This window comes from Martelella sp. HB161492, from assembly GCF_013184775.1.
Taxonomy (GTDB): Bacteria; Pseudomonadota; Alphaproteobacteria; order Rhizobiales; family Rhizobiaceae; genus Martelella.
In genome coordinates, this window is record NZ_JAATVV010000001.1 from 541,127 (window position 1) to 556,263 (window position 15,137).

Below are 15,137 nucleotides of genomic sequence, written 5' to 3' on the forward strand. Positions count from 1 at the left end.
CAAAGCGGGTGCCCTTCCTGAAAATGCTAGGCCGGAACTGAAGCCGGGCTACGCCGTTCGCGCTGCCGCATCGAAAATCCTTTCGGCCGTTCTCGACCGCAAGGTGCCGCTTGACGGCATGCTCGATGCCGATCATGGCAATGCCGCCTATCTGGCGCTTTCAGGTCCGGATCGTGCGCTCGCCCGCATGATCATCAACACGGTACTGCGTCACAAGCCGCAGATCGATGTCGCCATTGAGGGGCTTCTGGAGCGCCCGCTGCCATCCGGCGCGCGCGCGCTTTCCCATGTGCTGAGTGTCGCTGCGGCCCAGATCCTCTATCTCGATGTACCCGATCACGCCGCCGTCGACATCGCCGTGGAACAGGCGGGCGCCGATCCGCGAAACCGCCGCTTCGCCGGCCTCGTCAATGCCGTCCTGCGGCGCCTGTCGCGGCAGAAGGACCGTATTCTGACCCGCATCGCCGATGTTCCGGCCATGCCGCAATGGTTCTACGACCGGCTGGTTACGGTTTACGGCGAGAATGACGCAGCCATTATCGCCAATGCACAGCTGACCCCGCCCACCATCGATCTGTCCGTCAAGTCGGATGCTGCAGGCTGGGCTGAAAAACTCGGCGGCACCGTCCTTCCGGGCGGCACCGTCCGGCTGGCGACGATTTCCGCTCCCGTACCGCAATTGCCTGGCTATGAAGATGGCGAATGGTGGGTTCAGGATGCAGCAGCGGCCATTCCCGCCCGTCTGTTCGGCGATCTCTCCGGAAAACGCGTGATTGATCTTTGTGCCGCCCCCGGCGGCAAGACAGCCCAGCTGATCCAGCAGGGCGGTGATGTGACGGCGCTGGAACGCTCGAAAAGCCGGCTGAAGCGACTCAATGAAAATCTCGACCGGCTGAAGCTGTCCGCCGTCACGCAAGCCGCAGACATGCTCGATTACAGGCCGGACGCCTTGTTCGACTGCGCCCTTCTCGATGCCCCCTGCTCATCCACCGGCACGACCCGCCGCCACCCGGATGTGCTGTGGACAAAGGATGACGCCGATATCGAAAAACTGGCCGACGTGCAGTTCACCATGGTCATGGCAGCACTCAATCTGATCCGGCCCGGCGGCGTGCTGATCTTTTCCAACTGCTCGCTCGATCCGCGGGAAGGCGAAAATGTCACCGCCCGCGCCATCGCCGAAGGTGCGGTACAGATTGCCTTTCCGGCCGACGGCCTGGCCGGCCTCGAGGGTCTTGTCAATGCAGACGGGGCCATCCGCACCACGCCTGCATCACGGCCGGGACAGGAAGCGGAAGGCGCGCTTGACGGCTTTTATGCCGTTGCCCTTACCCGCAACTGATATAATCTGTTAACCTCTTGTTTGGACGGTTGCTTTAGTCCAGAAGGGGTTTTCCGGAACCGCTTTGCGTTCCGCATAAGAACGATAATAATCAGGGATGGGTCAATTGGTTTCTGGCTTGGCCGAGACATGGCGCTATGCTGGGCTTGTCGCGCGCGAGACATGGCTGCGGGCCACGCGGCGCGGCGCCATCGGAAGGCTGACATCGGTCAGCCTTGGTGGAACGTCGCCAAACCGCCTGCTTGTCGCCCCGACAGATCTGCATGCCGCCGACCCGATCGAGGCGGACCATATTCTGTCCGGTCTGATCTCCCTTGCCGATGGCGTTCTGGAAACGGAAGGGGTTTCGCCCTTCGAGCTCGATCCGCCGACAGAGGCCTTTGCCGAGGCGCTTTTGAGCTTTTCCTGGCTCCGGCAGCTGCGCGCGCGCCGCGATGAGGAAACCAGCCTCTATGCCCGCCAGATGGTGCTGAGCTTCCTGCGCCACCACGGCCGCATCTCCGGGCCAGCCTGGGAAACGGATGTGACGGCGCGGCGTCTGATTGCATTTCTGTCCCATTCAACGGTGATCCTGCGCGGCGCAGATACCGGTTTCTACCGTCGCTTCCTGAAAGCGATCGGCCGGCATGAAAAGCATCTGCGCAGCGAATGGCGCACCATGCCGATCGGTGAGACACGGCTTTACACGGCGATCGCTCTCGCCATGGCCTCGATCTGTGTCGACCTTCCCGAGACCCGCCGCAATGCCGCTGCCAGACGGCTGGATTTCGAGCTCGAATGCCAGATCCTTGCCGATGGCGGCCATGTATCGCGCAATCCACAGGTCTTGCTCAGGCTTCTGTTTGAACTTCTGCCGCTGCGCCAGACCTATATCAATCTCAACCTGCCACTGCCCAAACGCCTGGTTCCCGCGATTGACCGGATTTACCCGGCCTTGCGTTTCTTCCGCCACCGCGACGGCGACCTGGCGCTGTTCAACGGCGCAACGCCGACGCTTGCGACCGAGCTTTCGGCGATCCTGCGCTATGATGAGAGCGGCGGTCAGCCCTTCCGGGCCCTGCCGCATACCGGTTTTCACCGGCTCGAAGCCGGTGCCACCGTGGTGATCGTCGATGCAGGCAGGCCGCTCTCGACCGAATTGTCGAAAACCGCCCATGCCGGCGCCACCGCATTTGAAATGTCGGCAGGCAGCAGCCGTTTCATCGTCAATGCCGGCCTGCCGCATTTCGCCAGTGCCGAAATCCGTTCGGCGGTGCGTGCAACAGCCGCCCATTCCGCAGTGACGCTGGAGAACACCTCGTCGATGCGCTTTTCGCATTCCGATTTCCTTGGCCCTGTCGCAACCAGCGGCGTCAGCCTCGTGGATGTTGCCCGCGAAACGGATGCCGATGGCGAGGACCAGCTGCGCATGCGCCATGACGGCTATCTCGGCCGCTTCGGCCTGTTCTGCCGCCGCTCCATTTCACTGACGCAGGATGGCGCACGGATCACCGGCCGCGACAGCTTCACCCGCAAGGCGGGCGGGCCCCCGCCGGAAGGCGAACAGGCGATCGCCATCGCCCGCTTCCACATCCACCCCTCGATCTGGATTACCCGGGAAAGCGACGACGAAATTCTGCTGACGGCCCCCGATAGCACGAGCTTCCTGTTCGCCGCGCCGGGCCTGATTGCCGACATTGAAGACGACGTCTTCTTCGCCTCTTCTGCCGGACCACGCCCGTCGCGACAGATCGCGGTGCCTTTCCGGCTCGGCATTTCGTCTGAAATTCTCTGGTCCTTCGAAAGACAGAGCTGAATTTGGCAGAAGCGGTTCCTAAAGCATCAAAGGCGTGATAACGCCATGTCCGGAAGATGACGGGCGGGCAGTGGAATATCCGCTGCCGGGATCAGATCGCCGAACCGCTCAATTTGTCTCATGTCCTGCAATTCCCGACAGGCTTTGAAGGCTGACGTCGGCTGATGAATTGCCCGAAGAAGGAAAGTGCCATGGCTGTTGCCTCGAAGAAAATCCCCGCTCCGGATCTCGTGACTGTAAAGACTGCGCTTCTGTCGGTCTCCGACAAGGCCGGTATTGTCGACTTCGCCAGAGCGCTTTCCGCGCGTGGCGTCAAGCTCCTGTCCACCGGCGGCACGCATAAGGCGCTTTCGGCAGCCGGACTGGACGTCACCGATGTTTCCGAGGTCACCGGCTTTCCCGAAATCATGGATGGCCGCGTCAAGACGCTGCATCCCAATGTCCATGGCGGCCTTCTCGCCATTCGCGACGATGGTGAACATCAGGCGGCTATGAAGGAGCACGGTATCGAGGCAATCGATCTCGCTGTCATCAATCTCTATCCCTTCGAAGAGGTGCGTGCGGCTGGCGGCGACTATCCGACGACCGTGGAAAACATCGATATCGGCGGTCCGGCGATGATCCGCGCCGCTGCCAAGAACCACGCCTATGTGACCGTCATCACCGATCCGGCCGATTATGCGGAGGTTACCGCCGCGCTTGAAGCCGGTAACGGCAAGATCGGCTATCAGCTGCGCCAGCAGCTCGCCGCCCGTGCCTATGCCCGCACCGCCGCCTATGACGCAACGATTTCGCGCTGGTTTGCTGAAGCGCTGGAGATCGAAACCCCGCGTCATTTCGCGCTCGGCGGCACGCTCGCCCAGGAAATGCGCTATGGCGAGAACCCGCATCAGCACGCTTCCTTCTACGTGACAGGCGACAAGCGCCCCGGCGTTTCCAATGCGGTCCAGCATCAGGGCAAGCAGCTTTCCTACAACAATATCAACGATACCGATGCCGCCTTCGAGCTGGTTGCCGAGTTCGATCCCAAGCTCGCACCGGCCTGCGCCATCATCAAGCATGCCAATCCCTGCGGCGTTGCCCGCGCTGAAACGCTGAAGGAGGCCTATGGCCGCGCACTTGCCTGCGACAGCCAGTCGGCCTTTGGCGGTATCGTCGCGCTCAACCAATGCCTCGACGCCGAAACGGCAGCCGAAATCGTCAAGCTGTTCACCGAAGTGATTATCGCGCCGGAGGCTTCCGACGAGGCGAAGGCGATCATTGCGGCAAAGAAGAATCTGCGGCTTCTGACCACTGGCGGCCTGCCCGATCCGCGCGCCAAGGGCTTCAACCTGCGCACCGTTGCCGGCGGTTTCCTGCTTCAGGGCCGCGACAATGCCATGATCGACGCTATCGACCTGAAGGTCGTGACCGAGCGCGCGCCGAGCGAGAAGGAGCTGGAAGACCTGAGAATGGCCTTTGCCATCGCCAAGCACGTCAAGTCGAACGCCATCGTCTATGTCAAGGATGGCCAGACGGCCGGGATTGGCGCCGGCCAGATGAGCCGGATCGATTCCGCCCGCATTGCCGCCATCAAGGCGGAAGAAGCCGCCAAGACCGCCGGCTGGGCGGAACCGATGACCAAGGGGTCAGCAGTCGCCTCGGAAGCGTTTTTCCCCTTCGCCGACGGCCTTCTCTCAGCGATCGCCGCCGGTGCCACCGCGGTGATCCAGCCCGGAGGTTCGATCCGCGATCAGGAAGTGATCGATGCAGCCAACGAGCATGGCGTCGCCATGGTCTTCACCGGCATCCGGACCTTCCGTCACTGAGGTTTGCCAGGCGGAAGCCGGATAGCGGCTTTCGCAGAGCATGATGCATCGGCGCTCTATCTTATTGAATCGACGCATCGTTCTTTTCGAAAATCGATTCCGATTTTCGAGCCGATGCGCTAGGTCCAAACGCCGCCGATCCGCATGGCCTGTTCTCAGACCGACCGGCCGACGGGGGTCCTGCCCCCGTCCCGCCTGACGGTCAGGAAAATGGCGAGCCCGCCCAGCAGAAAGATGATGATCGTCGCCATGCCGGCACTGGCGGACCCGGTCAGCCCGGTGACGATGGCAAAGGCACCTGTCCCGAGAAAACTGGTAATCCGGCCGGTCAGCGAATAGAGGCCGAAATAGCGTCCAGCCTCGGAAACCGGCACCGTGCTGGCCAGAAAAGCCCGCGATGCGGACTGCACCGGACCAAAGGCAAAGCCGATCAAAAGGGCAAAGCCGACACAGATCTTTTCCGCACCCGAGCCGAACAGCCCGCCCGTATCCGCCGGCGCCGCGATCAGTCCGAACAGGGCGCCATCCCTTGTGGTCGATATGAAGCCAATATTCGCGACGACCAGGATCAGCAGCGATGCCAGGACCATGGACCGGGCCGTGAGGTGCCTGGAAAGACCCGACGCGAACAGGCAGCCGATCAGCGCCGACACATTGATCAGAATACCGAAAAGTCCGATCTCGACGATGCTCCAGCCAAACCGCGCTGCGGCAAAGGCAGGCCCCAGCGTCAAGATCGCATTGACGCCGTCCATGTAGAGCATGCGCGCCATCAGGAAGCGAAATGTGTCCTTCCTTTCCGTCAGCACGGAGATGGTGTGCCGAAGATCGGCGATGCCGGTTTTCAAAGCTTTTTTCACCGGCATCGACCTGACCGTTTCCGGCGTGAACAGAAACAGCGGTACCAGAAAGATCAGATACCAGAGCGCTGCCAGCGGACCGGACAGCCGTTCCGCTGCGCCTGCGGCCGGATCGAGCCCGAACAGCGGCGAAAGGCCGATCATCGTCACCCCGGTGTGCGGATCGGCCGACAGGAACAGAAAGAAGAAGACCAGCGGGATCATGCCGCCGAGATAACCAATGCCCCAGGCCGCATTGGATACACGGTTGACCGCCTCTGCCGGCACCAGCCGCGGCAGCATGGAATCGTTGAACACCACCGACAATTCGGCCGCCATCGTGGCGATGACAATCATCAGCGCCGGCCAGAAATAGCCCGTTCCCGGCGCAGCAAACCAGAGAGCGGCAAGACTTGCCGACTGAAAGATCGCCAGAAAGCCGATCCAGCGCTTATGGGCACCGATGCGATCGGACAGTACTCCGGCCAAGGGCGCGGTGAGGGCAAGACCAATGCCGGCAATCGTTGCCGCATGGGCCCATGCCTCCTGACCGGCAACGGAATCACTGCCGAGCCGGGTGACAAAATAAGGCCCGAAGACAAAGGTCAGAATCATCGTGAAAAAGGGTTGCGCTGCCCAGTCGAACAGCACCCAACCCGTCAGGCCAAGCCGGCCGCCCCCCGCCGACAACGCTGCTGCATCGTCTTCCACCATCGCCATGATCTGTTCCCGCTTTTGTCTCGCTTTCTCTGGCTTTACCCGTTTTACTTGCCAAATGCCAGATCCCAGACAGCCGGCATTGCGGGCGACCGGGCGGGAGCCGCCGTCGTCCGCAATGCGCTATCAGCAAGACGCGCCGATCCGATCAAGGCCGATCGGCTGCTTGGCCTGTCAGGCGGCGAGCTCGCGCACCAGATCCGAAAGCAGCCCCGCCGCCACGGTGATGCGGGCAACCGAGATATCGCCGCCCTCGGCGAGCTGGGCAAGCTGCTCGGTGATCTGCTCGATCCGCACCGCATAAGCGGCCTTCAGCGCTGCCACCGGCTCGCCCTCCCCGCCATAACGCAGCAAGGCAATAGCGGCCAGATCGCGGCGCGCTGCAGAGATCTGGTCCATGGAGCGCAGCAGCGCCATGCTCTCGTAGAAATCCGACAGCGAGATCCGGCTGGCAGACGTCAGAAGAGCGGAGACGCCGAAGCTTCGCGTGATGGAAAAATAGCTATCCGCCGCCTTCTCCAGCGATACATCGGCCCGTCGGGCAATCTGCAGGGCTTCCGGCACGAACAGCATGGCGACATGGCGGGCGATGTTGTCGGCGATTTCATCCGGCACGCCCGCCTCCGCCCAGCTGGCCCGCTGATCGGACAGCCACTGCGCCCGCGCATCCGGCAACAGCGTATCCGCGTGATCTCGGAAGATCGCAAGGGCTGTCGAAAGCTGACTGATGGCCGCTGGAATATCACCATCGACAAGGCCGTTCTTCAGCAGAAGATGGGTGAGCACGCTGAACAGATAGCGCAGCCGTGCATAAAGCGCATTTTGAACCGCGCCATCGACCCGGCCGTCAAGGCTGTCGACGGCCTGCCACAGCGCCTCCAGTCCGAAACCGTCCCGAACGATGATCGCGGCCTTGACCACCTGTTCCGGCGTCATCGCCGTCGCATCGCAGGCTTCGATGACAAAGGAGGCACCGCCACGATTGATCACATCGTTGACAAGCCGCGTCGAAATGATCTCGCGCCGCAACCGGTGGCTTTCAATGTCGGCGGCAAAGGTTTCACGCATGCGCACCGGGAAATAGGTTGAGAGCGTCTCGGCGAAATAGGGTTCATCCGGCAGATCGCTCGACAGAACCTGATCGAACAGCACGATCTTGGCATAGGAAAGCAGCACGGCAATTTCCGGCCGCGTCAGTGGCTGCCCGGCCTGGTGCCGCGCCTTCAGACCGGCACGGTCCGGCAGGGTCTCAACCTTGCGATCAAGCTGCCCGGCCTTCTCCAGCACATCCATCAGCCGTGAAAGCGACAGGACGCCGTTATCGCCCTCACCCAGAGTGAGCGAGATGGACAGCGTCTGGCGATAATTGTTTTCAAGGCAGATGGCCGCCACGTCATCCGTCATCGCCACCAGCAGATCATCCCGGTCAGCCCGGTTGAGACGGCCCGCCCGCATCGCCGCGGCCAGCGCGATCTTGATATTGACTTCGACATCAGAGCAATTGACGCCGGCGGAATTGTCGATCGCATCGGAATTCGACCGGCCGCCCTTCAGCCCATAGGCGATGCGGCCCTTCTGGGTCACGCCGAGATTGGCGCCTTCACCGATCACTTTCGCGCCGACCTCATCGGCATTGATGCGGATCGGGTCATTGGCCCGGTCGCCGGCTGCCGCATGGCTCTCCTCCGGCGCCTTCACATAGGTCCCGATGCCGCCGAACCAGAGAAGGTCCGCCGGCGCCTTGAGGATCGCCGTCATGATCTCGAAAGGCGTGTACTGGCCCGGTGCCAGACCGATGGCCGCCGCTGCCTCCGCCGAGAGTGTCGCCGATTTCAGCTGGCGCGAAATGATGGTGCCGCCCTGCGACAGGCAGGTGACATCATAATCCTGCCAACTGGAGCGCGGCAGCTCGAAAAGCCGCTTGCGCTCGGCAAAGCCGGTCGCCGGATCAGGGTTCGGATCGATGAAGATATCGCGGTGGTCAAAGGCCGCGACGAGCCGGGTCTGTTCCGACAGCAGCATGCCATTGCCGAAAACATCGCCGGACATGTCGCCGACGCCGATCGCGGTGAAGGGCGTTGTCTGGATATCCATGTTCATTTCACGGAAATGGCGTTTTACCGCTTCCCAGGCGCCGCGCGCGGTAATGCCCATCTTCTTGTGGTCGTAACCGGCCGAGCCGCCGGAGGCAAAGGCATCGCCGAGCCAGAAACCCGCTTCTTCGGCAAGACCATTGGCAGTATCGGAGAAGGTGGCTGTGCCCTTGTCAGCGGCAACAACAAAATAGGGGTCATCACCGTCGCGCCTGACGGTCGATGCCGGCGGCAGCACCGTCTGGCCTTCAATATTGTCGGTGACGGACAGCAATGTGCGGATATAGCTCTTATAGGCTTCGCGTCCGGCCTCAAACACCGCCTCGCGGCTGCCCCCTGCCGGCAGACGGCGCGGAAAGAAGCCGCCCTTGGCACCCACCGGCACAATCACGGCATTCTTGACCTGCTGGGCCTTGACCAGACCCAGAACCTCGGTGCGGTAGTCCTGGCCGCGATCCGACCAGCGCAGGCCACCGCGGGCAACCGGGCCGAAGCGCAGATGCACGCCCTCGACCTCCGCACCATAGACGAAGATCTCGCGGAAGGGACGCGGCGCGGGCAGGATGGAGATCGACCGCGAGGCAAATTTCAGCGCCAGATTGGCCGGCGCTCCGCCCGTTGCGCCGCGCTGGAAATAGTTGGTGCGCAGCGTGGCATCAATCAGCTTGACGTAGAGCCTGAGGATCCGGTCGTCATCAAGGCTCGGCACGCCGGATAGGCCTTCATTGATGCTGTCGTGAAGCCGTCCGAGCCATTCTTGCCGTTCGACCTCGCCGGGACCGGGGGTGAAGCTTGCCGCAAACAACGCAAACAGCGAACGGGCCAGCTGCGGATAAAGGCAAAGCGACTGGGCGATATAATCCTGCGTATAATTGATCCCGGCCTGACGCATATATTGGGCATAGACACGCAGCACATTGGCCTCACCGGCTTCCAGGCCAGCAACCAGAACCAGCCGGTTGAAGCTGTCATTGTCGATCGCGCCGGACAGCACCGCCAGGAAGGCCCGTTCCAGACGCGGGGCATCGGCGGCAAGATCGAAGGGCGCTGACGCCTCTACCGTGAGCGCCATGTCATGTAGCACCAGATCGCGAGGCTGATCGAAACCGTTATCCAGCGTCAGATCGAAAGTGCGTTCGGACTGAACCGTAAAACCCAGATTTTCAAGCAGCGGCACACGCTTCGACAGCGCCAGCTGCCCGTCGCCCTTGAAGATCTTCAGACGCAGTTCTTCAGCGCCGTCCCCGTCCGCCGGACGATAGAAGGCAATCTGCGGCGCCCCGCTCTCGCCGGCAGCGACAATGCGGTCGAGATCGGCCACGGCCTCATCCGGGCGGAAGACAGCGCGATAGGCCTCCGAGACGCCAAGCCGCGTCGTGCCGGGCCCGGCAAGCTGGCGGAAGCGTTCGGACCAGTCAGATGCGAGATTGGTGACCGTTTCTTCCAGCACCGTCTGCGCGATTTCCGGTGTCTTTTCGCCGCTTTGACGGGCGATAATGAAATGCACCCGCGCCGAATGGCCTTCGGGAAAGCCCGGATAATAGGCAGACACCCGCCCTTCATAGACCCGGGCCAGATAATCGCCGATCTGTTCGCGCAGGCGCGAATCGTAAAGCTGACGCGGCACATAGACCAGCACCGAAACGAAGCGGTCGAAACTGTCGACACGAACCAGGACGCGGATCCTCGGCCGCTCGGCCACTTCCAGGATCTGGCCGCAGAATTCCGTCAGTGTTTCAACCGGGGTCTGGAAAAGCTCGTCACGCGGATAGGTCTCGAGAATATTCTGCAGCGAACGCCCGGCATGGCTCTTGTCCTCAAAACCGAAACGCGCCACCACCTGATCGACCTTGGCCCGCAGAAGCGGAATGCGCCGGGCGGCTTGGGTATAGGCGGTGAAGGTGAAAAGGCCGACGATGCGCAGTTCGCCGACCACCCGGCCTTCGGAATCAAGACGTTTGACGCCGATATAGTCCATATGGGACCGGCGATGCACCGTGGATATCGTGTTGGCCTTGGTGACGATCAGATAGTCCTGGCCTTCAAGAAAGGCCAGGATTTCCGGCGTCGAGACCACCGGCTTGGCCCCACTGCGCAGGACCCGCATCTCCGTATCGGCAAGAATTCCGATGCTCGAGCCTTCCACATGTTCAACACGGCTGCCGGTCTCATCGGCGACGTAAAGCAGGTCACGCATGCCGAGAAAGGTGAAATTGCCATCGCGCAGCCATTCCAGAAAGGCATAAGCCTCATCACGCTCGGCCGTCTTCTTTGCCGGCACCCGGCTCACCAGCTCACCCATTGCTGTTTCAAGCTTGCCCAGCATCAGCGGCCAGTCGGAAACCGCCAGATCAACATGATGCAGGACCTGTTCGAGCCGTGCCTTCAGCCGGTCTGCAAGCCCCGGGCCAAGGCGGGCGATATGGATCTGAACATGGGACACACGCTTGTCGGCATCATGCGAATGTTCCGGCGTGAAAGCCCTGATCGTCGCATCCGGCGTGACGACCAGAATGGGATGGATGGCGAGCAGGATATCCGCCGTGTGCTCGGCAATCTCCGCCACGACCGAATCATAGATGAAGGGCATGTTGCTGAGCGTGATCGCGATCACGTCGATGGCAGCACCACCCGGCACCACGCCTGCGACCGGGCCGATGCTGACCCGCGGCGCGGCGCCGTTCCAGGCCGAAAGCTCCGATGCCGCATGGGCGGCGACGGCACCAAGCATGGCCGGCTCGTAACGATCCAGATCCTCACGACTGGCCCGGGCGAACATGATATCCGGGCTGATATAGCGCAAGCCACTATTACGGGCGCTTTCCTCGGCTGCCTCCAGCTTCTCCCGGCGCCTGGTGTCATTGGTCGTGTACATGTTTCCTCCTGGCGCCTTTCGCCATGCCGCGCCGACCGTCTCAGCACTCTGCCTGCCGTCGGCTGCAATTTTAAAGCGTTGTTTCCGCGTTCATTACGTCATTGTGTTGACAGGATTGCGCCAAACACGGTTTAGAGCAGATCGAGAACATGATGAAATTGAGTCCGCCCTCCACCATAGGGTGTTATAGCCTTAAAGAGGACACTTTATGATAAATGTGCCTGATGGCGCAATCGTCTCGATATCGAGCCATGTCATGCGCGGCAGGGTTGGCAACCGGGCCATCGTCTTCGCGCTGGAAACGCTCGGCTTTACCAGCTGGGCCGTGCCCACCATCGTCCTGCCCTTCCATCCGGGCCACGGCCGCGCCACCCGGCTGACCTTCGAGGCAACCGGATTTTCCGGCGCGCTTGCCGATCTTGCCGGCTCGCGCTGGCGCGGCGAGATCCGCGGCGTGATCTCCGGCTATCTCGCCGATGCGGCCCAGGCTGAGGCAATTGCCGGCTTTGTCACCGCCCTGCGCGCAGAAAATCCCGCGCTCATCTATCTCTGCGACCCGGTGATCGGTGACGCCGGCGGCCTTTACGTTGCGCAGGAGACGGCCATTGCCATCCGTGAGCGACTGCTGCCGCTTGCCGATATCGCAACACCGAACCGTTTCGAACTTGCCTGGCTGACAGAAAAGCCTGTCGACGATAACAACGCCATCATCGACGCCGCCCTTGCTCTTGCACCCGGCGCCGTTGCCGTCACATCCGCCCATGCCATGATCGCCGACAGCATCGCCACACTTTTTGTTGACGATCGTCAGGCGATCCTGGCAGAGCATCCCTTGGCGAAAAATCCGCCCAACGGGCTTGGTGACCTGTTTTCCGGCCTGTTCCTCGCCAGGCATATGGCCGGTCTGCCCATTGCCGAAACGCTTGAAAAGACGACCGCCAGCGTTTTCGAGGTACTTGCCCATGCCGTGCGCGCCGGTGCGGATGAGCTGATGCTGGAAAAGGATCAGCAATCACTGCGCACGCCGATGGCAAAAGTTGGACTGCGTCAATTGATGCATCCGTCACGGCGGCGTAAAAGACAGTAAGGTCGTCGCGGAAAAATGCGCGCGGCTCCGATAAAAGGGATGATATCGCATGGAACTGTTCCCCAGGCCGCTTCTTGACGGCTACAAGAATTTCATGTCCGGACGCTATGTCGAGGAGCGCGAACGCTATCGCACATTGGCCGAGGAAGGGCAGAAGCCGCAGACATTGATTATCGCCTGCTGTGATTCACGTGCCGGACCGGAGATGATCTTCAATGCACGGCCGGGTGAACTCTTCGTGGTGCGCAATGTCGCCAATCTGGTGCCGCCCTATCAGCCGGATGAACATTATCACGGCACATCGGCTGCCGTTGAATTCGCCGTCGAAGGCCTGAAGGTCAAGAACATCGTCGTGCTCGGCCACGGCCGTTGCGGCGGTATTCACGCAGCGCTCTCACCGGAGGCCGAGCCGCTCTCCCCCGGCGATTTCATCGGCAAATGGACGTCGATGCTGCGGCCCGTCGCCCAGCAGATCAATTCCAACGAGATCATGACGCCGGGTGAACGGCAGACCGCGCTGGAGCGCGTTTCGATCCGCAATTCGGTCAACAATCTGCGCTCCTTCCCCAATATTGCTGACGCTGAGAAGCAGGGCAAGCTGAAGGTCTACGGCGCCTGGTTCGACATTTCTACCGGCGAATTATGGGTGATGGACGCCAAGACCGGCGATTTCAAACGCCCCGAATAACGATGACGGCCCGAAAGCCGGGCCCGGTTTTCGCCAAGCAGGATGCGGCGATCGGGAAGACGCCAAAGCATCCGCCTGATTGACAAAAGGCCGGCCTGACAGATGTCAGACCGGCCCTTTTCATGACGGCAATCGCATTGAAGGCCCGGGCCGGGGCTCAGCGGCCAAGCGCCTGATCGGCGTTCTCCTCGATCCGTTCCATATCATCATCGGACAGACCGAAATGGTGGCCGATTTCGTGGATCAGCACATGGGTGACGATATCGCCGAGCGTTTCTTCATTCTCCGCCCAGTAATCCAGGATCGGCCGGCGATAGAGCGTGATCCGGTTGGGCATCTCACCGGTCTCCACGGTGAAGCGCTCAGAGACGCCGCGCCCCTCGAAAAGACCGAGAAGGTCGAAAGGGGTTTCCAGTGCCATGTCTTCAAACACGTCATCACTTGGAAAGTCGGCGATTTCGATAATGATGTCTCCGGTGAGCGCACGAAAGGTTTCCGGCAGTTTGGCATAGGCCTCAATTGCCAGAGACTCGATTGCCTCCAGACCCGGTGCATAACGTTCGCGCCAGTCTTCACTCTTGTTCATGCGGCCCATTGTATCTCCTTGAATGGAGTTCATATAGAGCGTTTCCCGTTTCATTTCGAGCCGTTATTGCCGGCTTTCTCACCCATTGCGCCGCTTTGAGCGCTGCTTTTGCGGGCGGAGACTGCAAATTTGCCGCCGCCAAGGAAAAAAAGCCCGCATAATTCGCTGGCGCTGCGCTTGACACCCCGCCTGCAAGGCCCTAATAACGCCGTCGTTCCGGGCGCCGACGCCCCGGGAACCACGCTGACAGCAGCTTTCGGCAACGAAAACAGCGAAGTCGGTATGGCGGAGTAGCTCAGTAGGTTAGAGCAGAGGAATCATAATCCTTGTGTCGGGGGTTCGAATCCCTCCTCCGCTACCAAAAATCTTTAAATAATTCAGATGTTTGCGTGTTTAATCGCGACGGAGAATGTGCGCGCGGATGGGCCGGGGTGCCATTCTGGGTGTCAGGTGCCTTTGGTGGGAAGATTAGCTTTCTGAATTTCAACGCTTCTGGTCTAAGGTAGCTTGCAGTTACATTAAGGGCACTTTGGTCACACGCGATCTAAGCTCGAATAAGTAATTGAGCTGTTCCGCCGCTATGGTTGACACGCTAATGTTAGCGCAGGTCTATTGGATGTTAGAGCGGTGTTAGTTTAGCTTATTAGAAGAGACGGCGGAAAAATACTATAAATCTGGAATGAGCTTGAACGCTCTTTATGAGTTCTTGATCTTTTGCATGCGCGATAGAAGCTCAAATGCATGTGAATATGTTTATAAGCTTTTTGTGGATGACTACGGTGGCCACACCTTCAAGTGGGAGTTCAAAGAGCCTGCCGGCATGGCCCTCTTGGCTTGGGGGGAACTTGGCGTCGAGGCCATAAAACGCGCGTTTTCCGAGAATGATAGCTTTGCCAATTGACCTGAGCCCATGAAGCTTGTTCATGCGCAGCAATACGCTCTCGGTTCCCTTCCAGTCCTTGGTGTGCCGTTTCGCGTGTTTTTCGATGAACTGAGGGATGACATCGCCAAGCGTCAAGGATTTCGGCGCTGGCTCATCCTCGTGGCGCTGAAACAATCCCAATTGAATATCGCGCAGGATCATTTGCGCCTTCTCACGTGCATCTTTCAGCGAAAGGACTGGCCATGACCCGAGCTTGATGCGCCGGGACCGTCCATCGATGCGTGTTGCCAGATACCAGACCTTTGCGCCTGTGGCTGACACACGCAGCAGCAGCCCAGTCAGTAATTCATCGCGGACCTCGTAGCGCTTGCCTGAGGCAGGCGGCAAATTCTCAATCAGTTTCGGCGTCAGTTTTTTCTTCATG

General features: G+C 60.7%; 9 protein-coding genes and 1 tRNA gene. 6 read left to right on the forward strand and 4 right to left on the reverse strand.

Features of this window, described 5'->3' with window-relative positions; genetic code table 11:
• The first annotated feature begins 37 nt into the window (after window positions 1-37).
• The 3 genes from HCK86_RS02485 (at window position 38) to purH (ending at window position 4,945) form a co-directional block, all read left to right on the forward strand.
• On the forward strand, window positions 38-1,342 hold the full coding sequence (locus HCK86_RS02485; protein ID WP_210259801.1) for an RsmB/NOP family class I SAM-dependent RNA methyltransferase: 1,305 nt from the start codon (window positions 38-40) through the stop codon (window positions 1,340-1,342).
• A gap of 106 nt (window positions 1,343-1,448) precedes the next feature.
• Window positions 1,449-3,137, forward strand: coding sequence for a heparinase II/III family protein (locus HCK86_RS02490; RefSeq protein ID WP_246739415.1), 1,689 nt, complete (start codon window positions 1,449-1,451; stop codon window positions 3,135-3,137).
• Window positions 3,138-3,328: 191 nt separating this feature from the next.
• The gene (purH, locus tag HCK86_RS02495) at window positions 3,329-4,945 is read left to right on the forward strand and encodes a bifunctional phosphoribosylaminoimidazolecarboxamide formyltransferase/IMP cyclohydrolase (protein WP_176082872.1); all 1,617 of its coding nucleotides are present in this window, start codon (window positions 3,329-3,331) and stop codon (window positions 4,943-4,945) included.
• A 155-nt stretch (window positions 4,946-5,100) separates the two neighbouring features.
• Here the strand turns inward: purH and HCK86_RS02500 are convergent, their stop codons facing one another.
• Together HCK86_RS02500 and HCK86_RS02505 are read right to left on the reverse strand one after the other, a co-directional pair.
• Window positions 5,101-6,504, reverse strand: coding sequence for an MFS transporter (locus HCK86_RS02500; protein ID WP_246739416.1), 1,404 nt, complete (start codon window positions 6,502-6,504; stop codon window positions 5,101-5,103).
• A 171-nt stretch (window positions 6,505-6,675) separates the two neighbouring features.
• The gene (locus HCK86_RS02505; protein ID WP_176082873.1) at window positions 6,676-11,469 is read right to left on the reverse strand and encodes an NAD-glutamate dehydrogenase; all 4,794 of its coding nucleotides are present in this window, start codon (window positions 11,467-11,469) and stop codon (window positions 6,676-6,678) included.
• Between the two features lie 208 nt (window positions 11,470-11,677).
• On the opposite strand from HCK86_RS02505, the gene pdxY reads away from it, so the two are divergent.
• Window positions 11,678-12,556, forward strand: coding sequence for a pyridoxal kinase PdxY (gene pdxY / locus HCK86_RS02510; RefSeq protein WP_176082874.1), 879 nt, complete (start codon window positions 11,678-11,680; stop codon window positions 12,554-12,556).
• A gap of 49 nt (window positions 12,557-12,605) precedes the next feature.
• Window positions 12,606-13,244 (forward strand): carbonic anhydrase, encoded by a 639-nt coding sequence (locus HCK86_RS02515; protein WP_176082875.1) that lies wholly within the window; start codon window positions 12,606-12,608, stop codon window positions 13,242-13,244.
• Between the two features lie 157 nt (window positions 13,245-13,401).
• Here HCK86_RS02515 and HCK86_RS02520 read toward each other — a convergent pair whose 3' ends face one another.
• On the reverse strand, window positions 13,402-13,839 hold the full coding sequence (locus HCK86_RS02520; protein ID WP_176082876.1) for a metallopeptidase family protein: 438 nt from the start codon (window positions 13,837-13,839) through the stop codon (window positions 13,402-13,404).
• Between the two features lie 275 nt (window positions 13,840-14,114).
• Between HCK86_RS02520 and HCK86_RS02525 the strand changes: the two genes are divergently transcribed.
• Window positions 14,115-14,191, forward strand: a tRNA-Met gene (locus HCK86_RS02525).
• A gap of 372 nt (window positions 14,192-14,563) precedes the next feature.
• Here the strand turns inward: HCK86_RS02525 and HCK86_RS02530 are convergent.
• Window positions 14,564-15,136 carry an Arm DNA-binding domain-containing protein gene (locus tag HCK86_RS02530; protein WP_176082877.1) on the reverse strand — a complete coding sequence of 191 codons (573 nt, stop codon included), beginning with the start codon at window positions 15,134-15,136 and terminating at the stop codon, window positions 14,564-14,566.
• Between the last annotated feature and the right edge of the window lies 1 nt (window position 15,137).

Coding starts and splice junctions, on each gene's coding strand:
- pdxY (WP_176082874.1), top strand. CDS start 11,678: ATGATAAATGTGCCTGATGGCGCAATCGTCTCGATATCGAGCCATGTC.
- HCK86_RS02515 (WP_176082875.1), top strand. CDS start 12,606: ATGGAACTGTTCCCCAGGCCGCTTCTTGACGGCTACAAGAATTTCATG.
- HCK86_RS02505 (WP_176082873.1), bottom strand. CDS start 11,469: ATGTACACGACCAATGACACCAGGCGCCGGGAGAAGCTGGAGGCAGCC.
- HCK86_RS02530 (WP_176082877.1), bottom strand. CDS start 15,136: ATGAAGAAAAAACTGACGCCGAAACTGATTGAGAATTTGCCGCCTGCC.
- purH (WP_176082872.1), top strand. CDS start 3,329: ATGGCTGTTGCCTCGAAGAAAATCCCCGCTCCGGATCTCGTGACTGTA.
- HCK86_RS02520 (WP_176082876.1), bottom strand. CDS start 13,839: ATGGGCCGCATGAACAAGAGTGAAGACTGGCGCGAACGTTATGCACCG.
- HCK86_RS02500 (WP_246739416.1), bottom strand. CDS start 6,504: ATGGCGATGGTGGAAGACGATGCAGCAGCGTTGTCGGCGGGGGGCGGC.